The sequence below is a fragment of the Variovorax multivorans genome, from assembly GCF_051216835.1.
Taxonomy (GTDB): Bacteria; Pseudomonadota; Gammaproteobacteria; order Burkholderiales; family Burkholderiaceae_C; genus Variovorax.
The window spans coordinates 488,231-509,696 of record NZ_JBPJZL010000002.1; the positions used below are offsets into that span (position 1 = coordinate 488,231).

Sequence of the window (21,466 nt, forward strand, 5' to 3'; positions counted from 1 at the left end):
GTTTCTCCCGCCTTCTTGCGATGTCATAACAAAGTCATACTGCTGCGGTTCAATGTAATCGATTACATGAACACCGCACGATGAGCATTCAAGCCGTTGCAGCCAAAGCCGGGGTCTCCGTGGCCACCGTCTCGCGCGCCTTCAACTTTCCCGGCAAGGTGACGCCCGCCACGCGCGAGTTGGTGGAGCGCGTAGCGCGCGAACTCAATTACGTGCCGAACGCCAGCGCGCGCACCTTGCGCACCCAGCGCAGCCGCGTGCTCGGCGTGGTGCTGCCCACGCTCCTGAACCCGACCTTCGCCGAATGCCTGCAGGGCATCGCGCGCGCGGCCGTCGCGGGTGGCTACGCGATCATTCCCGTCACTACGGGCTACAAGCTCGACGAAGAAGAGCGCGCCGTGCGTCTACTGCTCGCCGGCAATGTCGACGGGCTGATCCTCGTGGTGTCGAACCCTTCCACCTCGGCCGCCCTGCCCCGTCTCCAGTCAGCCGGCGTGCCCTATGTGCTCGCCTACAACCGGCACCCGGACCACCCTTGCGTGTCGGTCGACAGCGAAGGCGCGGTTGCCGACGCGGTCACGCGCCTCGTGCTGCTGGGCCACCGCCGCATCGCCATGGTCAGCGGCACGCTCGCCGCGTCGGACCGCGCGCAGCAGCGCTATCGCGGCTACCTGAAGGGCATGGCCGAGGCCGGGCTCGCCGCGCCCGCACTCATCGAAGTGCCCTTCGTCGAAACAGCTGTCGATGCACTCTCCAGCCAGCTGCAGGCGCGCAACCGCCCCACCGCGCTGATCTGCTCCAACGACCTGCTGGCCATTCGCAGCATCCGCGCCGCGCACCTCAGCGGCCTGTCGGTGCCTGGCGACCTCAGCGTCGTCGGCTTCGACGGCATCGCACTCGGTGAAGACCTCACGCCCGCGCTCACCACCATCACCCAACCCAACAGCGACATCGGCCGCCACAGCGTCGAGTTGCTGATCCAGGCCATGGCCGGCGGCGCCACGCTGCAGGCCGATGCAAGCCTGCTGCTTCCCCATGCCTTCCGAGACGGCGAGTCGTGCGCTTCAGTGCACGAAGACGACAACAACGCCGCAATTTCCTGACCCCGACCCTTCTCTCGTTCTTTGCCTACATCCATCCAAGGAGCTTCTTCATCATGTCTCTTCGCTTCCACCGCATGGCCCGCCTCGGCCTGCTCGCCGCCACGCTCGTCGCCGGCAGCGCCATGGCGCAGACCGCCATTTGCTACAACTGCCCGACCGAATGGGCCGACTGGGGCACGCAGCTGAAGGCCATCAAGGCCAAGACCGGCATCACCGTGCCGCCCGACAACAAGAACTCGGGCCAGTCGCTCGCTCAGATGGCGGCCGAGAAGGCCAGCCCCGTGGCCGACGTCACTTACCTCGGCGTGACCTTCGCGGTGCAGGCGGCCAAGGACGGCCTGGTCGAGCCCTACAAGCCGGCCGCATGGAAAGACATTCCCGACGGCCTGAAGGACCCGGCCGGCAACTGGTTCACCATCCACTCGGGCACGCTCGGCTTCATGGTCAACGTCGACGCGCTCAAGGGCAAGCCGATTCCGAAGTCGTGGGCCGACCTGCTCAAGCCCGAGTACAAGGGCCTGATCGGCTATCTCGACCCGGCCTCGGCCTTCGTCGGATACGTGGGTGCAGTTGCTGTGAACGAAGCGCGCGGCGGCACGCTCGACAACTTCAAGCCGGCCATCGACTACTTCAAGGCACTGCAGAAGAACGAGCCCATCGTGCCGAAGCAGACCTCGTACGCGCGCGTGCTGTCGGGCGAAATCGCGATCCTGCTCGACTACGATTTCAACGCCTACCGCGCCAAGTACAAGGACAAGGCCAACGTCGCCTTCGTGATCCCGAGCGAAGGCACGCTGGCAGTGCCCTACGTGATGAGCCTGGTCGCCAAGGCCCCGCACGCGGCCGACGCGAAGAAGGTGCTCGACTTCACGCTGTCCGACGAAGGCCAGGCGATCTGGGCCAAGGCCTACCTGCGGCCGGTGCGCGCCAATGCGATGCCCAAGGACATCGAGGCGCAGTTCCTGCCCGCGAGCGAATACGCCCGCGCCAAGAGCGTGGACTACGGCCGCATGGCCGCAGCGCAGCGCGCCTTCTCCGACGAGTACCTGAAGGAAGTCCGCTGAGCGGACGCCACAAGCGATGACGCAAGCCACCATCTCCAACGCTTCTTCCAACGCCTGGAACCCGCGCTGGCGCCTGCTGGCCTGCGTCGCGCCCGCGGCCGCCTTCTTCGCGGCCTTCTGGCTGCTGCCGGTGGTGCGCCTGCTCACGCTGCCGGCCGACAAAGGCTGGGCCACCTACTTCGCCGTGCTGACCGACGCGCGTTACCTCACGAGCATGGCCAACACGGTCGCGCTCTCTGTGGCCGTGACGCTGGCCACGCTGGTACTGGGCGCGGCGGTGGGCATCTACCTCGCACGCCATGCCTTCATCGGCAAGCGCGTGCTGCTGTCGCTGCTCACGCTGCCGCTGTCGTTTCCGGGCGTGATCATCGGCTTCTTCGTGATCCTGCTGGGCGGGCGGCAAGGCGTGGTGGCCGACATCGGCGACAGTCTGTTCGGCGAGCGCATCACCTTCGCCTACGGCCTGCTCGGGCTGTTTCTGGCGTACCTTTATTTCTCGCTGCCGCGCGCCATTGCCACCTATGCAGCGGCGGCCGAGTCGATGAACACGCAGTTCGAAGAAGCGGCGCGTTCGCTCGGTGCCTCGCGGCTGCGCGTGGCGCGCGACGTGTGGATGCCCGAGCTCGCGCCCACCACGCTGGCCTGCGGCGCCATCCTGTTCGCCACGTCGATGGGCGCCTTCGGCACGGCCTTCACGCTGGCCAGCAAGTTCGAGGTGATCCCGATCACCATCTACAACGAGTTCACCAACTACGCCAACTTCGCGCTCGCCACGTCGCTGTCGATCTCGCTGGGCATCGTGACCTGGCTGGTGCTGTTCGTGGCGCGTCGCTTCGGCGCGAATCCCGTCGCACGCTGAGGCCTACGCACATGCGCAAGAACACACAACCGAAGGCCCCTTTCCTGCTCGCCGTCACGGTGATCGTGAGCCTTTTCATGATCGCGCCGATGTTGCTGTCGGTGATGGCGGGGCTCGTCAACAACTACAGCACCGGGCTCAAGAGCGGCCTTACGCTGCGCTGGCTCGGCGAGGTGTGGGAGAACTACGGCGGCACCGTCGGCTGGTCGCTCGCGCTGGCCGTGGCCTGCGTCATCGGCACCGTGCTGCTGGGCGTGCCCTGCGCCTATGCGCTGGCGCGCAGCCGCTCGCGCGCGGCGCGAATCTTCGAAGAGCTGCTGACGCTGCCGGTCGCGGTGCCGGGCCTTGCGACGGCACTGGCGTTGATCCTCGCCTATGGCCAGCTCACTGCCTTTCGCCAGAGCTTCGCCTTCATCCTCGTCGGCCACATGATCTTCACGCTGCCCTTCATGGTGCGCACGGTGAGTTCGGCCTTCCAGCGCGACGACCTGCTCGCGCTCGAAGAGGCCGCGCGCTCGCTGGGTGCGAACTTCCGCCAGCGCTTCATGGGCATCCTGGTGCCGGCCGTGTTCCCGGCCATCGTGGCCGGCAGCCTGATGGTGTTCACGCTGTCGGTGGGCGAATTCAACCTCACGTGGATGCTGCACACCCCGCTCACCCGCACGCTGCCCGTGGGCCTGGCCGACAGCTATGCCTCGATGCGCATCGAGATCGGATCGGCCTACACGCTGGTCTTCTTCGCCGTGATTCTTCCGGTGCTGTGGGGCCTGCAGTACCTTGCCAACCTAATGCAGAAACGCCATGGAACTTGAACGTATCCCCGTCGACATTACGAACTGCGCAAAGACCTACGCAGACGGCACGCGCGGCCTGCAGCCCACCGACCTGAAGGTCGAGGCTGGCGAGGTGCTCGCGCTGCTTGGCCCCTCGGGCTGCGGCAAGACCACACTGCTTCGGCTGATCGCCGGGCTCGAAGCACCCGACGCGGGCAGCCGCATCGTGTTCGGCGGGCAAGACGTCACGCAGCGCCCGGTCGAGCACCGCGGCGTGGGCATGGTGTTCCAGAGCTACGCGCTCTTTCCGCAGATGACGGTGGCGGCCAACATCGGCTACGGCCTGCGCATTCGCGGCGTCTCGCCCGATGAGGAAAAGCGCAGCGTCGGCGAGCTGGTCGACCTGGTGCGTCTCGGCGGCCTGGAGAACAAGCGCCCCGCCGAACTCTCCGGCGGCCAGCGCCAGCGCGTGGCCCTGGCGCGCGCCGTGGCCGTGCGCCCGCGCGTGCTGCTGCTCGACGAGCCGCTGGCCGCTCTAGACGCCAAGCTCAAGGAATCGCTGCGCGACGAACTGGCCGAGCTGCTGCGCCGCCTGCACATCACGGCCATCCACGTCACGCATGACCAGCAGGAGGCGCTGGCCATCGCCGACCGGCTCGCGGTGATGCGCGCCGGCCGCATCGTGCAGGTGGGCCGTGGCGAAGACCTGTACCGCGCGCCCGCGCATCCTTTCGTTGCCGAATTCCTGGGCCGGGTCAATCGCCTGGAGCGCGAGGCCGATGCCATCGCGCAAGGCGTTGTCCGACTCGGTGGATCAACCGTGCCCTGCCCGGGCGCGTGGCAAAGCCATGCGATGCTGCTCGTGCGGCCTGAAGACATCGAGGTCGGCGCGCCGCAGCCCGACTGGGGCGCCGCCACCGTAGAGCGCCGCACCTTCCTCGGCGACCGCGTGCAGTTGCACCTGCGACTGCGAGACCAGCCCGTGCTGGTGGCCGACGTGGGGCGCGACAATCCCTTCGGGCCGGGCGACGCAGTGGGTCTTCGCATCCACCCCGACCGGCTGATGACGTCGCAGGAAACAAGCGCATGACGACAACTCAGAGCAAGAACACCTTCCTGGTTCAGCTGACCGACCTGCATATCCGCGAGCCGGGCCGGCTGGCCTATGGCCGCATCGATACCGCGCCCTACCTCGAGCGCGCCGTGCAGTCGGTGCTGGCCCTGCGCCAGCAGCCCGACGCGGTGGTCGTCACCGGCGACCTGACCGATTTCGGCCGCGCCGCCGAGTACGAGCACCTCGCCCGCCTGCTGGCCCCGCTGACCATGCCGGTCTACCTCATGCCCGGCAACCACGACGACCGCGACCAGCTGCGCCGCAGCTTCCCTAGCCATACCTACATGGGCACGGGCACCGATACCGACGGCTTCATCCAGTACTCAGTGCGCGTCGGCGACTTGCGGCTGCTCACGCTCGACACCTGCGTGCCCGGCGCCAGCCACGGCTCGCTATGCGAGAAGCGCCTGGCCTGGCTCGAGGCACAGCTCGACGCCTGCCGCGACGAGCCTGTGGTCGTTGCCATGCACCACCCGCCCTTCGAAACGCTGATCGGCCACATGGACGAGATCGGCCTGCTTCAAGGCGCCGATGCGCTGGAAGCCCTGCTCTCGCGCTACGGCAACGTCGAACGCGTGATCTGCGGCCACCTGCACCGTGCTATCGACGTGCGCTTCGGCGGCACTATCGCCTCCACCTCGCCGGCGCAGGCTCATCAGGTCTGCCTCGACCTGGCCCCCGATGCTGACTCGGCCTGGACGCTGGAGCCGCCTTCTTTCCGGGTGCACGCGTGGTCAGCGCGAGGACGCCGGCTCGTCACCCACCTCGCGGCATCAGGCAGCTTCGAAGGCCCCTATCCTTTCCACGACAACGGAGCACTGATCGACTGAAGCGCTCACTTGTGGAAAATGGGGTCGAAACGAAGCAAAACGAAAAGGATAGAACCCGACCCCCATGAAGCATCTCCTGAATCTGCTGGCGGCCGTAGCCCTGCTGGTATGGGGCACGCACCTGGTCCGCACCGGCGTGCTGCGTGTGTTCGGCGCCAACCTGCGCAAGATCCTCGTGCAGAGCATGCGCAACCGTTTCACGGCCGCCCTCTCGGGCATCGGCGTGACGGCCCTGGTGCAGTCGAGCACCGCCACCTCGCTCATGACCTCGTCCTTCGTCGGGCAGGGCCTGGTCACGCTGCCGGCGGCGCTGGCGGTGATGCGGGGCGCAGACGTGGGCACTGCGCTGATCTCGGTGCTGTTCTCGGCAGACCTGTCGTGGCTTTCGCCAATGTTCATCTTCGTGGGCGTGGTGCTGTTCATCACGCGCTCGGCCACTGTGGCGGGGCGCGTCGGCCGGGTGCTGATCGGGCTCGGGCTGATGCTGCTGGCGCTGCAGCTGGTGGTGGAGGCGACCGAGCCGCTGTTCTCCTCGCCGGCAGTGCGCGCGCTGCTCGCATCGATCAGCAGCGACGTGCTGCTTGAAATCACCATCGGCTCGGTGCTGGCCATCGTGGCCTATTCGAGCCTCGCGGTGGTGCTGCTGGTCGCGGCCATGGCCACGTCGAACGTGGTGCCGCTGGACGTGGCGCTCGGCCTGGTGCTCGGTGCCAACCTGGGCAGCGGCCTGCTCGCGGTGCTGACCACGGCCAAGTCGGCGGTGTCGGTGCGGCAGGTGACTGTCGGCAACCTGCTCTTCAAGGCGCTGGGCGTGGCCGTCGTCGCACCCTTCATCGGGCTGTGGATCCGCTATGTGCAACCGCAGCTGCCCAACCAGACGCACGGCGTGGTGTTGTTCCACCTGGCGTTCAACATCGTGATCAGCGTGGGGTTCATCGGCCTCACGCAGTGGGTCGCCAAGCTGGTAACGCGCATGCTGCCGGTGCCGCAGCAGCCGGCCGGCACATCACGGCCCCATCACCTCGATCCATCGGCGCTGTCGACGCCGTCGCTCGCCATTTCGAATGCGGCGCGCGAGGCGCTGCACCAGGCCGACATCGTCGAGACCATGCTGATCGGCACGCTCGACGTGATTCGCCACAACGACCTGAAGCTGGCGCAGGAGCTCAGGCAGCTCGACGACACGGTGGACGAGCTGTACTCGGCCATCAAGTACTACATGACGCGCATCTCGCGCGAGGCGCTGGGTGAAGAGGAAAGCCGGCGCTGGACCGACATCATCAGCTTCACGATCAACATGGAGCAGATCGGCGACATCATCGAGCGCGTGATCATCGACGTGGAAGACAAGAAGATCAAACCGCAGCGCAACTTCTCTGAAGCGGGCATGGCGGAAATCGTCGAGCTGCATGGGCGGCTGGTGGCCAACCTGCGGCTGAGCATGAGCGTGTTCCTGAACGGCAACGTGCGCGATGCGCAGAAGCTGCTCGAAGAGAAGGTGCGCTTCCGGAACCTGGAGCGGGCCTACGCCACGACCCACCTGGACCGGCTGTCGGACCGGACCACGCTGAGCATCGAGACCAGCTCGCTGCACATTGACCTGATCAGCGACCTGAAGCGGATCAACTCGCACATCTGCTCGATTGCGTATCCGATCCTGGAGTCGGCCGGAGCCTTGGCGCCCAGCCGGCTGAGGGAATCCCGGCTGGGAAAGATCGAGGGCTGACCGACTAGTCGGCCTGCTCGGCCGTCTTCAGCACGGAAGCCTTGCGCCCCCGCCGCGCATACCGCTGCGCCAGCACGGCGCAGACCATCAGCTGCATCTGATGGAACAGCATCAGCGGCAACACGATCGCGCCCACAGCGTGCGAAGCGAACAGCACCTTCGCCATAGGTATGCCGCTAGCCAGGCTCTTCTTGGAGCCGCAGAACACGATGGTGATCTCGTCCTCGGTATCGAAGCCCAGCTTGCGCGCCAGCAGCGTCGTAAGGCTCAGCGCCAGCCCCAGCACCACCGCGCACACCACCAGCAGCCCGACCAGCGCATGCGCGGGCACCTGCTTCCACAGGCCTTCGATCACGGCCGCGCTGAATGCCGTGTAGACGACCAGCAGGATCGAGCCCTGGTCGACGAATTTCAGCACCGCGGCGCGGCGCTGGATCCACTTGCCGATCAACGGCCGCAGCAGGTGCCCCACGACGAAGGGCACCATCAGCTGAAGCAGGATGCGTCCGATCGAGTCCAGCGACGAGCTTGCATGGCCGCCGTTCGGCAGCACCACGAGGTTGACCAGCACTGGCGTGATGAACACACCCAGCAGCGTGGAGGCCGATGCGCTGCAGATGGCGGCGGGCATGTTGCCCCGAGCCATCGCCGTGAATGCGATAGCCGACTGCACCGTGGCAGGCAGCACGCAGAGGTACAGCACGCCGGTGTAGAACTCGGGCGTCACCAGCGGCAGGAGCAAAGGCTTGAGCGCCAGCCCGAGCATCGGAAACAGCACGAAGGTGCTGCCGAACACCAGCAAGTGCAGCCGCCAGTGCGTGAGCCCGTTCACGATCGCCTCGCGCGACAGCTTGGCTCCATGCAGGAAGAACAGCAGGCCGATGGCGGCAGTCGTCAGCAGCTCGAAGAAATGTGCAGCCTTGCCGCTTGCGGGCAGCAGGCTGGCAAAGGTCACGACCGAGAGTAGCGCGAAGGTGAAGTTGTCGGGAAGAAAACGGGGGCGGGACATGTTGCAACTTGGGGCGCTGCGCGCGTTGCAGGCGCGCAGGCCGACTCAGCAGGGGAATGTGTGATTTCCGCGCATGAATCTCGTCGCCAATTTGCGGAGCCCGGCGCGTGCTCCTCGCGCCTTTGGAGATGCATTTTCGGCGAAGTCCGGCAGCGGCTGCCGGTCAGCGAAAAATGCCCCTGCCTCAGTGTGCGGCGGGCGAACTGAACTGCGCCTGACGATGGCGCAGGCAATAGTCGATCAGGTCGTCGATTTCGGTGGCCTTGTCGAACACGGCATCGGCGCCGAGGTGTGCGCACTTGCGCCGCATATCGGGCGTGGCGTAGTTGCTCAGCACCACCATCTTCTGCGACGGGCCGCGGTGACGGCACGCCTCGAGCACGCGAAAGCCGGTGCCGTCCTTCAGGAACAGGTCGACGATGGCCAGGTCCCATTGCGACAAGTTGTCCGACAGCCAGCGCGAGCCTTCCTCCTCCGACTCGGCCTCGCCGACCGGATCGACCCGTGCCACCTCGCGCAGCGTGCCCACAAGGCTCTTGCGGATGGTGGGGTTGTCTTCAACGATGAAGGTGCGAACTGTGGTCATGGGCTGGCTCGTCTCTACGCTGTGTTCACAGGCTACAAAGTGCACCCGGCACAAGTCGAAGGCATGACACCCCACCGCCGGTAGGACAAGACTGGCGCCCTGTCCCACGGAGCCATTCAGAGCGTCAGGATCGTGCAGCCCGTGGTCTTGCGCGCTTCCAGGTCGCGGTGCGCCTGCTGCACGTCGGCCAATGCATAGCGCTGGTCGATCGGAATCTTCACCGCGCCGCTTCGCACCACCGCGAACAGGTCGTCGGCCATCGCCTGCGTGCTTTCGCGCGTGGCCATGTGGGTGAACAGCGTCGGCCGCGTCAGATAGAGCGAGCCCTTGGACGCGAGCAAGCCGAGGTTGACCGGTGGCACCGGGCCCGAGCCGTTGCCGAAGATGGCAAGCAGGCCGAAGGGGCGCAGGCAGTCGATCGAGCCTTCGAAGGTGTCCTTGCCCACCGAGTCGTACACCACCTTCACGCCCTTGCCGCCGGTAATTTCCTTCACGCGGGCCGCGAAGTTCTCGGTGCTGTAGTTGATGGCGTGCGCCGCGCCGTGCGCCAGCGCGAGCTTGCACTTGGCGTCGCTGCCGGCCGTGCCGATCAGCTGCAGGCCCAGCGCCTTGGCCCACTGGCAGGCGATCAGGCCCACCCCGCCGGCCGCAGCATGAAACAGGATGAAGTCGCCGGCCTGCAGGCCTTCGGCCGGCAGCGTCTTCTTCAGCAGGTACTGGGTGGTCAGGCCCTTGAGCATCATGGCCGCGCCGGTCTCGAAGGAGATGTCGTCGGGCAGCTTGCACACGCACTTGGCCGGCATCACGCGCAGTTCGCAGTAGGCACCCGGGGGCGGGCTGGCATAGGCGGCGCGGTCACCGGGCTTCAGGTGCGTCACGCCCTCGCCCACCGCCTCGACGATGCCCGAGGCTTCCATGCCCAACTGCAGCGGCATCGCGAACGGGTAGAGCCCGCTGCGCTGGTAGGTGTCGATGAAATTCAGGCCCACGGCCTTGTGGCGGATGCGGATCTCGCCGGGGCCGGGCTCGCCGACTTCCACGTCGACGATCTTCAGTTCTTCGGGGCCGCCATGGCGGTCGATACGGACGGCTTTGCTCATCATCGTTGCAGTCTCCACACACAGGAAAAGAAGAAGGATGGGCATCCTGCCACGTCTGGGTTTCCCGTGGCGGCGCGGGGCATCATTGCCCGGTAGAGTCGGCGGCCATGCAGACACAGCCGCAGCGCCTCGCTCCCCTTACCGTTCTCCTGCTCATCGTTCCGCCGCTGCTCTGGGCCAGCAATGCCGTGGTCGGCCGGCTGGTGCGCGACATGGTGTCGCCGCTCACGCTGAACTTCGTGCGCTGGGTCATCGCGTTCGTGCTGCTGCTGCCGCTGGCTGCGCCGGTGCTGCGCCGCAACAGCCCGCTGTGGGAGCACTGGAAACGCTACGCGGTGCTCGGGCTGCTGGGCATCGGCCTGTACAACGCGTTCCAGTACCTGGCGCTGCAAACCTCCACGCCCATCAACGTGACGCTGGTCGGCTCCAGCCTGCCGCTGTGGATGCTCGCGACCGGGGCGTTGTTCTTCGGCGCTCGCATCAGTGCCCGCGAGATCGGCGGCGCGCTGCTGTCGATGGTGGGCGTGCTGCTGGTGCTCAGCCGCGGCGAATGGCAGCAACTGCTTGGGCTGCGGCTGGTGCCGGGCGACCTCTACATGATTTTGGGCACCATCGCCTGGGCCTTCTACAGCTGGCTGCTTGCGCGCACGCACGAGCCCAAGGCCGTGCGGCAGGACTGGGCCGCGTTCCTGATGTCGCAGCTGGTGTTCGGCGTCGCATGGTCGGGCGCGCTGGCCGCCGGTGAATGGACGCTGACACCCGCCCACATCGACCTGGGCTGGCCACTCATCGCCGCGATGCTGTTCATCGGCATCGGGCCCGCGGTGGTGGCCTATCGCTGCTGGGGCACGGGCGTGCAACGCGCGGGCCCGCAGGCGGCAAGCATCTTCATGAACCTCACGCCGCTGTTCGCGGCGGTGCTGTCAGCAGCCTTCCTGCGGGAGCCGCCACATTGGTATCACGGCGCGGCGTTCCTGCTGATCGTGGGCGGAATCGTGGTGGCGTCTCGGCGCTGAAAACACCGGGCCTCGCGCAGCCTGGGGGCGAGCTCAGTAAGTTCCCGGGTAGGCCCCGCCGTCGGCCAGCACGTTCTGGCCGGTCATGTAGCCGGCCTGCATGCTGCACAGAAATGCGCAGATGGCGCCGAACTCCGCCGGCGTGCCGAAGCGCTTCGCAGGAATGTTCTTCTTGCGGGCTTCCCACACAGTGTCGAAGTCCTGGCCTGACTTCTGCGCGGCGCCGGCCATCGTGCCTTTGAGGCGATCGGTGTCGAAGGAGCCCGGCAGCAGGTTGTTGATGGTCACGCCCTGCGCCGCGATGGGCGTGCGCGCCACGCCGGCCACGAAGCCGGTGAGGCCGCTGCGCGCACCATTCGACAGGCCCAGGATGTCGATGGGCGACTTCACCGAGCTCGACGTGATGTTCACGATGCGGCCGAATCCGCGCTTGGCCATGCCGTCGACCGTGGCCTTGATCAGCTCGATGGGCGTGAGCATGTTGGCATCGACCGCCTTGATCCACGCCTCGCGGTCCCAGTTGCGGAAGTCGCCGGGCGGCGGGCCGCCTGCGTTGGTGACGACGATGTCGAAGTCATGGCCCAGCGCGAACACTGCGGCGCGGCCGGCTTCGGTCGTGATGTCGGCGGCCACATGTTTGACGAACGGGCCCGATGCACCGGCCGCCTCGTTCAGCTTCGTCGCAGCTGCTTCCAGTGCCTCGGCGCCGCGCGCCACGATCACCACGTTGACGCCCTCGCGCACCAGCGCCTCGGCGCAGCCGTAGCCCAGCCCCTTGCTCGCGCCGCACACCAGCGCGGTCTTGCCTGCAATACCCAGATCCATGTTGTTGCTCCTGTGAGTCAGTCAGTACGGCAAGGGGCTTCAGCGCCCCTTGCGTGTGAAAACGAAAATGCCCGCAATGACGAGCACAGTGCCGGCCGCGATCCACGGCGTGAACGGCTCGCCCAGTATGACCACCCCCATGAGGATGGTCGACAGCGGCCCGATCATGCCGGTTTGCGCGGCCACGGCGGGGCCGATGCGTTCGATGGCCATCATCACCATCAGCACGGGCACCGCCGTGCAAAGCGTGGCGTTGAGCACCGACAGCCAGATCACCTCGGGCGCCACCTGCATCGCCACGCTCATCGGCCGCGTCAGCACGAACTGCAGGATGCACAGCACGCAAGCCACGGTGGTGGCCAGTCCCACGAGCCGCAGCGACCCCAGGCGCTTGACGAACTCGCCGCTGTAGACGAGATAGCCCGCATAGCTCACCGCGCTCAGGAACACCAGGAACGCGCCCCACGCCGCCGCCCCGCCGCCCTTGCCGCCGCCCCCCCCGGTCCACAGTTCGTGGCCGAACACCAGCAGCACGCCGGCATAGCTCACGATCATGCCCAGCACCTGCGGGCGCGTGGCGCGCCGCCGGTACATCAGCCAGCCGAACAGCAGCACCAGCGTGGGGTTGAGATACAGGATCAGCCGCTCGAAGCTGGCCGAGATGTACGCGAGCCCCGCAAAGTCGAGAAAGCTCGCGAGGTAGTAGCCCGAGAAGCCGAGCCCGATCACGCCGATCCAGTCGCGGCCCGTCAGCGCAGGCTTGCCGCGCCCCGCCCACCATGCCATCACGGCAAAGAGCGGCAGCGCGAACAGCATGCGCAGCATGATGAGCGTGATGGCGTCCACGCCGTAGCGGTACGCCAGCTTGACGATGATGGCCTTGCCGCTGAACGCGATGGCGCCCAGCGTGGCAAGGATCAGACCGGACGCATAGCCTTTTCTTGCGCCGTCGTGAGTGGGGATGCCGAGCGATGCGGCTGTCTTGTTCATCCCCCGATCATCGCGGCAACTTCAAACCCTTGCTTTTGCTCAGTACCCCGCAGCCACGCCGTCGCGGCGCGGATCGCTGGCGGCCACATAGCCCTCCACCGATGGCTCGCCCGCGCGCCAGATGAACTGACCGGCGCCGAAGTCCTGGTACGAGTCGTTGATCACTTCCAGGTGGTGGCCCAGGTCGCGCAGGCCCTGTACCGTGGCCGGGTTCATCGCGGCCTCCACGTTGATCTCGAGCCCCGCGTTGAAGCGCCAGCGCGGCGCGTCGCAGGCGGCCTGCGGGTTCTGCTTGTAGTCGAGCATGCGAACCAGCGTCTGCATGTGGCCCTGCGGCTGCATGTTGCCGCCCATCACGCCGAAGCTCATCACCGGCTGGCCGTCCTTGGTGAGGAAGGCCGGGATGATGGTGTGGAACGGGCGCTTGCCCGGGGCCACCACGTTCGGGCTCTCGGCCTTCAGGCTGAAGCCGTGGCCGCGGTTCTGCAGGCTGATGCCGAATTCGGGCTCCACGCAGCCCGAGCCGAAGCCCATGTAGTTGCTTTGGATAAAGCTCACCATCATGCCGCTCTCGTCGGCGGCCGTGAGGTAGATGGTGCCGCCCTTCACGGGGTTGCCGGCCTTGAAGTCCTGTGCGCGCTGAGCGTCGATGAGGCGGGCACGCGAGGCGAGGTACGCATCGTCGAGCATCTGCTCGGTCGTGACTTCCATCGTCTTGCGTTCCGACACGTAGCGGTACACGTCGGCAAAGGCCAGCTTCATCGCTTCGATCTGCAGATGCTGCGATTGCACCGAGTCGACCGGCAGCGAGGCGATGTCGAATTTTTCGAGAATGCCGAGCGCGATCAGCGCGGCAATGCCTTGGCCGTTAGGCGGAATCTCATGCAGCGTGTGGCCGCGGTAGTCGCGCGAGATCGGCTTGACCCACTCGGGCTGGTAGGCCGCGAGGTCAGCCACCGTGAGCGCACCGCCCTGCTCGGCCGAGAACTTCGCCAGCGCCTCGGCGATTTCGCCGTTGTAGTAGGCCTCGCCCTTGGTGCGGGCAATGGCCTTGAGCGCACGCGCGGCGGCCGTGAAACGGAACAGCTCGCCCACCTCGGGCGCACGGCCCCACGGCAGGAAGGTCTGCGCAAAGCCCGGCTGCGAACCCAGCAACGGCGTGGCCGCGGCCCACTTGCCCTGCACCACCGGCGGCACCAGATAGCCGCGCTCGGCGATGTCGATGGCCGGCGCCAGCAGGTCGGCGAACGGCAGCTTGCCGAAGCGCTCGCTCATGGCAACCCAGCCACGCACAGCGCCCGGCACCGTGACCGAGTCGATGCCGCGCATGGGCGGATTGGCCGCGTCGGCACCGTACTTGGACTTGAAGTACTCCGGCGTCCAGGCCTTGGGCGCGGGGCCCGAGGCGTTGAGGCCGTGCAGTTCCTTGCCGTCCCACAGGATGCAGAAGGCGTCGCTGCCCAGGCCGTTGCTCACTGGCTCGACCAGCGTCATCACGGCGGCAGTGGCAATGGCAGCATCGACCGCGTTGCCGCCCTGCTGCAGGATGCGCAGCCCGGCCTGCGAGGCCAAGGGGTGCGAGGTCGACACGACGTTGCGCGCGAAGATCGGGATGCGGGTCGAGAGGTAGGGGTTGTTGAAATCGAAGTTCATTTCGGCGTGCTCTTCTTTCTCTTCTTCATTCGTTGGTGATCTTGCGGTCGACGACGATCTTCTTCCACTTGGCGGCGTCGGCGGCGACCATCTTCGCGAACTGATCGGGCGTACCCGGCGTCGCGGTCTCGATGCCCAGGCGCGCAAGTTTCTCTTTCACTTCAGGATCGGCCAGCGCCTCGTTGGCCGCCTTGTTAATCTTCGCGACGATGTCCGCCGGCAGGTTCTTCGGGCCATAGAAGCCGAACCACGTGTTCGACTCGTAGCCCGGCAGCGTGTCGGCAATGGGCGGCAGTTCGGGCGCCAGCGGGCTGCGCTTGAGCGAGGTAACGCCCAATGCACGCAGGCGGCCGTCACGCACGTGCGGCATGCCGGTGGGCAGCGAGTCGAACAGCACGTCGATCTTGCCGCTGATCAGGTCGGGAATGGCCAGCGCCGTGCCCTTGTAGGGAATGTGCGTGACGAACACGCCGGCCTGCGCCTTGAACAGCTCGGCCGTGAGCTGCACGATGGTGCCGTTGCCGCTCGATGCGTAGTTGAGCTTGCCGGGGTTCTTCTTCGCGTAGTCGATCCACTCGCGCACTGTCTTGGCGGGCGAATTGACCGGCACCAGCATGATGCTGGCCGCGTCGCCCACGTGCGCGATGGGCGTGAAGTCGCGCACCGTGTCGTAGGGCAGCTTGCTGACGGCGGGGCCGATCGAGTGCGTGCTGGTGGTGGCCAGCAGGATCGTGTAGCCGTCGGCCGGGGCCTTGGCAGCCTGGTCGGAACCGATGGCCCCGCCAGCGCCGGGCTTGTTGTCGACCACCAGCGCGGTGCCGAGCTTCTCGCCCATCTTCTGTCCCAGCGTGCGGGCGAAGAGATCGGTGGCGCCGGCCGCCGGGAACGGCACGATCAGTCGGATCGGCTTGTTCGGGTAGCCCTGGGCCAGGCTGGCGGACGAGGCGGCCATGCCGAGCGCAACGGCGAGCACCTGGAGGAACTGGAGGCGTTTCATGTACGGAATTCTGTGCCTGTGAACGAAAAAAGGATGCTATGCAGCGGCAGCGCATCAAGCCAGATAATTCTGCTTATTCAACTATCAAAGCTGTTTATGGCAAGGAACACCGCTGAAGAGATCTCGCTGCAGCAGTTGCGGGCGCTGACGGCGGTGGCCGAAACAGGCAGCTTCACACTGGCGGCCGAGGCCCTGCAGCTCACGCAGCCGGCCATCAGCCATCTGGTCAAGCGCCTGGAAGAAGAGCTGGCGCAGCCGCTGGTGGTGCGCGGCCGCCGCATCCGCATGACCAATGCGGGCCAGATGATGGTCGACACGGCCGTGCGTGCACTGCGCCTCATCGATGAATCCGTCGATGCCTGCCGCTCGCAGTCGCAACTGCGCGAAGGCCGCATCGTGCTGGCGGTGGGCCACCTGACCGCAGGCGCCCTGCTGCCGCCGCTGCTCGGCCGCTTTTCGCAGAAGCACCCGACGCTCGCGACCACGCTGCTCGACAGCACGGCGGATCAGATGATCTCGCGCATCCTCTCGCAAGAGGCAGACCTGGGCTTCGGCTCCGATATCGGCCAGAAGCATTCGGAGCTGGCGACGGAGCCGCTGTTCTCCGACCGCATGGCCCTCTTCGTGCGGGACGACCATCCGCTGGCGCAGCACGCCGTGGTCGAGGCCCGGCACCTGGAGGCGCTGCCCTTCATCCACGTCAACCCCGACGCCAATGTGTGGCGTGCCGTGAGCCGCCAACTCTCGAGCATGGCCAACGTGTACCCGCGCGTGGTGCATCATGTGTCGATGCTGTCGACGGCCTTCGGCCTCATCCAGGCGGGCGCGGGAGTGGCGCTGCTGCCGCGCTATGTGGAAGTGCTGATGCCGGCCAACCTCCGCGCGCTGGGCGTGGTGCGGCCCACGCTGGAATATCCGGTGGTTGCCATTCGGCTGGCCAAGCATCCGCTCAATCCGGCTGCCATGGCTTTTCTGGCGATGGCTCGGCAGCATATGAAGCCGCCCCGAACGCGCACCTAGAGAGTCGTCGCATAAACGAAAAACGGCGCCCGAAGGCGCCGTCTTGAAGGGAGCAGAACGCCGTCAGTCTTCGACGAAGGCCTCTTCGCGCTTCGACTTCACAGCCGGCAGCAGCACGATGATCAGCAGCAATGCAGCCGCAGCCAGCAGGCTCGCCGAGATCGGACGCGTCACGAACACGCTCCAGTCGCCACGCGACAGCAGCAGCGAGCGGCGCAGGTTCTCTTCCATCATCGGCCCCAGGATGAAGCCCAGCAGCAACGGCGCAGGCTCGCAACCCAGCTTGAAGAAGGTGTAGCCCACCAGACCGAAGATGCCCACCATCCAGATGTCGAAGGTGTTGTTGTTGGTCGAGTACACGCCGATCGCGCAGAACAGCACGATGGCAGGGAACAGGTACTTGTACGGCACCGACAGCAGCTTGATCCACATGCCGATCAGCGGCAGGTTCAGGATGATCAGCATCGCGTTGCCGATCCACATCGAGGCGATCAGGCCCCAGAACAGCTCGGGGTTGCTGGTCATGACCTGCGGGCCGGGCTGGATGTTGTGGATCGTCATGGCGCCCACCATCAGCGCCATCACCGCGTTGGGCGGAATGCCCAGCGTCAGCAACGGGATGAAGGAAGTTTGCGCACCGGCGTTGTTGGCCGACTCGGGAGCCGCCACGCCGCGGATGTTGCCCTTGCCGAAGGGCACTTCGCCCGGCTTCAGCTTGGTCTTCTTCTCGATGGTGTAGGCCGCAAAAGCTGCCAGCAGCGCGCCGCCGCCAGGCAAGATGCCAAGAGCCGCGCCCAGTGCCGTGCCGCGAAGCACCGCGGGAACCATGCGCTTGAAGTCTTCCTTGGTCGGGAACAGGCCCGAGACCTTGGCAGTGAACACTTCACGCTCGTCATCGGGGCGCGAGAGGTTGGCAATGATTTCGCCATAACCGAACACGCCCATGGCGATGGCCACGAAGCCGATGCCGTCGGTGAGCTCCGGAATGTCGAAGCTGTAGCGAGCGACACCCGAATTCACGTCGGTGCCGACCAGACCCATCAGCAGGCCCAGCACGATCATCGCGATGGCCTTGAGCAGCGAGCCCGAGGCCAGCACCACGGCGCCGATCAGGCCCAGGATCATCAGCGAGAAGTATTCGGCAGGGCCGAACTTGAAGGCCAGCTCGGTCAGCGGCGGTGCGAAGGCGGCCAGGATCAGCGTGCCCACGCAACCCGCGAAGAACGAGCCCAGGCCGGCCGCGGCGAGCGCCGGACCCGCGCGGCCCTTGCGCGCCATCTGGTAGCCGTCGATCACGGTCACCACCGACGATGATTCGCCCGGCAGGTTGACCAGAATCGCGGTGGTGGAGCCGCCGTACTGTGCGCCGTAGTAGATGCCGGCCAGCATGATCAGCGCCGACACGGGCGGCAGCGCGTACGTGGCCGGCAGCAGCATCGCGATGGTCGCGACCGGGCCGATGCCCGGGAGCACGCCGATCAGCGTGCCCAGAATGCAGCCGACGAGGCAGTACAGCAGGTTGGTGAAGGTAAAGGCAACGCCAAAACCCATCGAGAGGTGTTCAACCAATTCCATGATGTGAGCAGCTTTCTTCTCAGCCGGTGATGAAGGTCGGCCAGACCTGGATCTGGAGCTTCAGCGCCCAGATGAACGCGACATAGCTGCCGACGGCCAGCACAGTGGCCAGGACGAGCACGCTGGGCAGCTTGAACTCATGGCCCGCAAGGCTGGAGATGATCACCAGCGCGTAGATGGCGATGATCATGCCCATGGCAGGAACGCCGATGCTCGGCAGGCCGCCGAGCAGGATGCCGAATGCAAGGTTGGCGCCCAGGATGAACACCACCTGCTTCCAGGCCCACTTGCCGATCTTTTCGCCGTCGGTGGTTTCAACGGTGAGCCCGCTGAACATGATCCCGAGGCCGATGAGGGCCATCAGGATGCCGAGCATCAACGGGAAATAACCCGGACCCATGCGGGCCCCGGTGCCCACGGTGTAGGTAGTGGCGCCCCATGCGAACGCCACACCCACCACCGTGAACATCAGACCCGAGAAAAAGTCTTTCTGACTCTTGATCTTCACGAACAGTCTCCTCGAACAAATTTCGATGCGGGATTGTCGAGTCAGCTTCCGGTCAGACTGATGTGGATTCCACTAACCACCGGCCTAGGGATAACCCGAAAGGTCTCAGCGGCCTCCCGGATGTTGAACCGCCGGATTATTCCAGCGGCGGCGTGGCGCTCAGCACCTCTTCGATGGTCGTCACGCCTTCGGCCACGCGCAGCGCGCCGGCCAGCCGCAGCGGCCGCATGCCGTCGATCACGGCCTGCCTGCGCAGCCCGCCCAGATTGGGCTCCTTCGTGACCTGCGCCTTGAACGCCTCGCTGATGCTCAGCAGTTCGTACAGCCCCATGCGGCCCATGTACCCGGTCATGCGGCAATCGACACAACCCACCGGCTTGTAGGCGCGCACCGAGCCCGTGATCTGCCACGGCTTGACGATGGTCTCCAGCTTCTCGCGGGTGACGGTGTCGTCGGGCTGCTTGCAGTTGGGGCACAGCGTGCGCACCAGCCGCTGCGCGAGCACGCCCAGCATCACCGCGTTGATGAGGTACGAAGGCACGCCCAGTTCCATCATCCGCGTGATGGCGCTCGGCGCGTCGTTGGTGTGCAGCGTGCTGAACACCAGGTGGCCGGTGAGCGCGGCCTGCACCGCCATCTCGGCGGTGGCGAGATCGCGGATTTCGCCGACCATGATGATGTCCGGGTCCTGCCGCATCAGCGCGCGCAGGCCTTCGGTAAACCCGAAGTCCAGCTGCGGCTGAACCTGCGTCTGGTTGAACGAGGGCTCGATCATTTCGATCGGGTCTTCCACCGTGCTCACGTTGACCTCTTCGGTCGCCACGCGCTTGAGCGTGGAATACAGCGTGGTGGTCTTGCCCGAGCCCGTGGGCCCGGTCACCAGGATGATGCCGTTGGGCCGCGTGACGAGCTGTTCCCAGCGCTGCGCGTCGTGCTGCGCGAAGCCCAGCGCGTCGAGGTCTTTCACCGCGGTGTCGGGGTCGAAGATCCGCATCACCATCTTCTCGCCGAAGGCGGTCGGCAGGGTCGACAGGCGCATTTCGACTTCGTCGCCGCGCATGTTGCGGGTCTTGATGCGGCCGTCGAGCGGGCGGCGCTTTTCCACCACGTCCATGCGGCCGAGCAGCTTGATGCGCGCGACCATTGCGTTCATCACGCCCATCGGCATCTGGTAGGCCGGATGCAGGATGCCGTCGATACGGAAGCGGATCACGCCCTGCTCGCGGCGCGGCTCCAGGTGGATGTCGCTCGCGCGCTGGTCGAAGGCGTACTGCCACAGCCAGTCGACCACCTGCACCACGCTCTGGTCGTTGGCGTCGAGCTGCTTGTTGCTCTTGCCGAGCTCCACCAGCTGCTCGAAGCTCGCGCCGCCGGTGTTGCCGCCGGCCTTCTGCGCGGCGCGCACCGACTTCGCCAGCGCGAAGAACTCGGCCGTGTAGCGTTGGATGTCAGCCGGGTTGGCGACCACGCGGCGCACCGAGCGGCGCGCCTGCCGCTCGACCTCGGCGATCCAGTCGGTGAGAAAGGGCTCGGCCGTGGCCACCACCACCTCGTTGGGCAGCACCTGCACAGGCAGCACCTTGTGGCGCTCGGCATACGCGGCGCTCATGGTGTCGGCCACCTTGCCCACGTCGACCTTGAGCGGGTCGATGCGCAGGTACGTGAGCCCGGCGCGGCCCGCGAGCCATTGCGTGAGCATTTCAAGGTCGAGCGGCTTGTTGTCGCTCTCCCGCGTCATGGCCACGTTGGCCAGCCGCACCAGCGGCGCCTGCCGGCTTTCGGCCTGCGCGCAGCGCGCGATGGTGCGCTTGGCTTCGACCGGGGAAATCACGCCATCGGCGGCGAGCCATTCAATAAGGCGCCGAAGGTCGAGCGGGCCTTCATGGCGGGCGGCCAGGGGGGCGGGAGCAGAAACAGCGGGAACAGCGCTCATGGGCCGGCAGGTCGAGTGATTGAAATATTCAGAGGCTTGAAGACACGCAACCATTTCGGCGCGGGCAAGCCCCAGCGAGTCTGGATCGTTTGGGCGCGCTCGGCAAGCGCATCGCGCTTTGGACGGCTCGGGGTGCGCTGCGCGAGCACCACCGTGTTGCCTTCGCGCGTCGGCTTGAAGGCCCAGACGGCATCGGCGCCGAATGCGCCTGCAATCTTTTCGAGGCTGCGCTCGTAGCTCGAAGAGCGGCCGAAGAGGTTGACCGTCATGCAGCCGTCTTCGGTGAGCAGCGCGCGGCAGTCGACGTAGAAGTCTTCGCTGTCGAGCACGGGCGCGGCGGCCTCGTGGTCGTACAGGTCGACCTGCAATGCATCGACAGTGCCGTGCCATTCGGGCTTGCGGATCTCGGCGGCTGCGTCGGCAATCACCACGCGCAGCTTGGGGTCGTCCGGCGGCAGCTTGAACCAGCCGCGGCAAGCCGACACCACCTGCGGATTGAGCTCGATCGCGGTGGTGCGCATGCGCAGGATCTTGCGGCTGAACTTGGTGAGCGTGGCCGCGCCCAGGCCGAGCTGCATCGCATGGCGGCTGGCCACGGTCTTGCCGTCGGCGAACAGCAGCCAAGCCATCATGCGTTGCACGTATTCGAGTTCGATCTCGAAAGGCGCGTCGAGCTTCATCGAACCCTGGACCCATTCGGTGCCCAGGTGCAGGTAGCGGATGTCGCCCCAGTCGGAGAAATTGACTTCGGGGAGAGAAATAGAAGTTTTGCTCGATGCCATCGA

20 protein-coding genes are annotated in these 21,466 nt (G+C 66.3%); 9 read left to right on the plus strand and 11 right to left on the minus strand.

Features of this window, described 5'->3' with window-relative positions; genetic code table 11:
• Positions 1-80: 80 nt before the first annotated feature.
• From ACSFCA_RS05865 to ACSFCA_RS05895, 7 genes are all read left to right on the plus strand, one after another.
• Positions 81-1,103, plus strand: coding sequence for a LacI family DNA-binding transcriptional regulator (locus tag ACSFCA_RS05865; RefSeq protein WP_258350856.1), 1,023 nt, complete (start codon positions 81-83; stop codon positions 1,101-1,103).
• A 53-nt stretch (positions 1,104-1,156) separates the two neighbouring features.
• Entirely contained in the window at positions 1,157-2,167 is a 1,011-nt protein-coding gene (locus ACSFCA_RS05870; protein WP_435458923.1) for an ABC transporter substrate-binding protein, read from the plus strand.
• Between the two features lie 16 nt (positions 2,168-2,183).
• The gene (locus ACSFCA_RS05875; RefSeq protein ID WP_435458924.1) at positions 2,184-3,026 is read left to right on the plus strand and encodes an ABC transporter permease; all 843 of its coding nucleotides are present in this window, start codon (positions 2,184-2,186) and stop codon (positions 3,024-3,026) included.
• Between the two features lie 11 nt (positions 3,027-3,037).
• Positions 3,038-3,838, plus strand: a complete 801-nt coding sequence (locus ACSFCA_RS05880) for an ABC transporter permease (RefSeq protein WP_435458925.1) — start codon at positions 3,038-3,040, stop codon at positions 3,836-3,838.
• The gene (locus ACSFCA_RS05885; protein WP_435458926.1) at positions 3,828-4,889 is read left to right on the plus strand and encodes an ABC transporter ATP-binding protein; all 1,062 of its coding nucleotides are present in this window, start codon (positions 3,828-3,830) and stop codon (positions 4,887-4,889) included. The genes ACSFCA_RS05880 and ACSFCA_RS05885 overlap by 11 nt, the downstream gene beginning before the upstream one ends.
• Positions 4,886-5,743 (plus strand): phosphodiesterase, encoded by an 858-nt coding sequence (locus tag ACSFCA_RS05890; protein ID WP_435458927.1) that lies wholly within the window; start codon positions 4,886-4,888, stop codon positions 5,741-5,743. The genes ACSFCA_RS05885 and ACSFCA_RS05890 overlap by 4 nt, the downstream gene beginning before the upstream one ends.
• A gap of 64 nt (positions 5,744-5,807) precedes the next feature.
• Complete coding sequence (locus tag ACSFCA_RS05895) at positions 5,808-7,469, plus strand: Na/Pi cotransporter family protein (protein ID WP_258350862.1); 1,662 nt, start codon at positions 5,808-5,810, stop codon at positions 7,467-7,469.
• A gap of 4 nt (positions 7,470-7,473) precedes the next feature.
• On the opposite strand, the gene ACSFCA_RS05900 is transcribed toward ACSFCA_RS05895, so the two are convergent.
• The 3 genes from ACSFCA_RS05900 to ACSFCA_RS05910 all read right to left on the minus strand — a co-directional run bounded on the left by ACSFCA_RS05900 (position 7,474) and on the right by ACSFCA_RS05910 (position 10,164).
• Entirely contained in the window at positions 7,474-8,478 is a 1,005-nt protein-coding gene (locus ACSFCA_RS05900) for a bile acid:sodium symporter family protein (RefSeq protein WP_258350863.1), read from the minus strand.
• A gap of 184 nt (positions 8,479-8,662) precedes the next feature.
• Positions 8,663-9,064, minus strand: a complete 402-nt coding sequence (locus ACSFCA_RS05905; protein ID WP_258350864.1) for a response regulator — start codon at positions 9,062-9,064, stop codon at positions 8,663-8,665.
• 116 nt (positions 9,065-9,180) lie between these two features.
• On the minus strand, positions 9,181-10,164 hold the full coding sequence (locus ACSFCA_RS05910) for a quinone oxidoreductase family protein (RefSeq protein WP_435458928.1): 984 nt from the start codon (positions 10,162-10,164) through the stop codon (positions 9,181-9,183).
• 107 nt (positions 10,165-10,271) lie between these two features.
• On the opposite strand from ACSFCA_RS05910, the gene ACSFCA_RS05915 reads away from it, so the two are divergent.
• Positions 10,272-11,180, plus strand: coding sequence for a DMT family transporter (locus ACSFCA_RS05915; protein ID WP_258350865.1), 909 nt, complete (start codon positions 10,272-10,274; stop codon positions 11,178-11,180).
• A 33-nt stretch (positions 11,181-11,213) separates the two neighbouring features.
• Here ACSFCA_RS05915 and ACSFCA_RS05920 read toward each other — a convergent pair whose 3' ends face one another.
• From ACSFCA_RS05920 to ACSFCA_RS05935, 4 genes are read right to left on the minus strand one after another with little or no spacing between them, the layout of a single operon-like run.
• A complete protein-coding gene (locus ACSFCA_RS05920; RefSeq protein WP_435458929.1) occupies positions 11,214-12,005 on the minus strand; it encodes an SDR family oxidoreductase in 792 nt (263 codons plus the stop codon).
• Between the two features lie 39 nt (positions 12,006-12,044).
• Complete coding sequence (locus ACSFCA_RS05925; RefSeq protein ID WP_435458930.1) at positions 12,045-12,995, minus strand: DMT family transporter; 951 nt, start codon at positions 12,993-12,995, stop codon at positions 12,045-12,047.
• A gap of 39 nt (positions 12,996-13,034) precedes the next feature.
• Positions 13,035-14,648 carry a gamma-glutamyltransferase family protein gene (locus tag ACSFCA_RS05930; protein WP_435458931.1) on the minus strand — a complete coding sequence of 538 codons (1,614 nt, stop codon included), beginning with the start codon at positions 14,646-14,648 and terminating at the stop codon, positions 13,035-13,037.
• A 25-nt stretch (positions 14,649-14,673) separates the two neighbouring features.
• Positions 14,674-15,645: a Bug family tripartite tricarboxylate transporter substrate binding protein gene (locus ACSFCA_RS05935; protein WP_435458932.1), complete on the minus strand. Its 972-nt coding sequence runs from the start codon at positions 15,643-15,645 to the stop codon at positions 14,674-14,676.
• 96 nt (positions 15,646-15,741) lie between these two features.
• On the opposite strand from ACSFCA_RS05935, the gene ACSFCA_RS05940 reads away from it, so the two are divergent.
• Positions 15,742-16,665, plus strand: a complete 924-nt coding sequence (locus tag ACSFCA_RS05940) for a LysR family transcriptional regulator (RefSeq protein WP_097199906.1) — start codon at positions 15,742-15,744, stop codon at positions 16,663-16,665.
• Between the two features lie 63 nt (positions 16,666-16,728).
• Here the strand turns inward: ACSFCA_RS05940 and ACSFCA_RS05945 are convergent, their stop codons facing one another.
• The 4 genes from ACSFCA_RS05945 to ACSFCA_RS05960 all read right to left on the minus strand — a co-directional run bounded on the left by ACSFCA_RS05945 (position 16,729) and on the right by ACSFCA_RS05960 (position 21,463).
• Complete coding sequence (locus ACSFCA_RS05945; protein ID WP_093048886.1) at positions 16,729-18,240, minus strand: tripartite tricarboxylate transporter permease; 1,512 nt, start codon at positions 18,238-18,240, stop codon at positions 16,729-16,731.
• Between the two features lie 19 nt (positions 18,241-18,259).
• Positions 18,260-18,748, minus strand: coding sequence for a tripartite tricarboxylate transporter TctB family protein (locus tag ACSFCA_RS05950; RefSeq protein WP_093048883.1), 489 nt, complete (start codon positions 18,746-18,748; stop codon positions 18,260-18,262).
• Positions 18,749-18,884: 136 nt separating this feature from the next.
• Positions 18,885-20,681: a type IV pilus assembly ATPase TfpB gene (gene tfpB, locus ACSFCA_RS05955; RefSeq protein WP_093048880.1), complete on the minus strand. Its 1,797-nt coding sequence runs from the start codon at positions 20,679-20,681 to the stop codon at positions 18,885-18,887.
• The gene (locus ACSFCA_RS05960) at positions 20,678-21,463 is read right to left on the minus strand and encodes a class I SAM-dependent methyltransferase (RefSeq protein WP_435458933.1); all 786 of its coding nucleotides are present in this window, start codon (positions 21,461-21,463) and stop codon (positions 20,678-20,680) included. Before ACSFCA_RS05960 ends, tfpB begins: the two co-directional genes overlap by 4 nt.
• Positions 21,464-21,466: the final 3 nt, after the last annotated feature.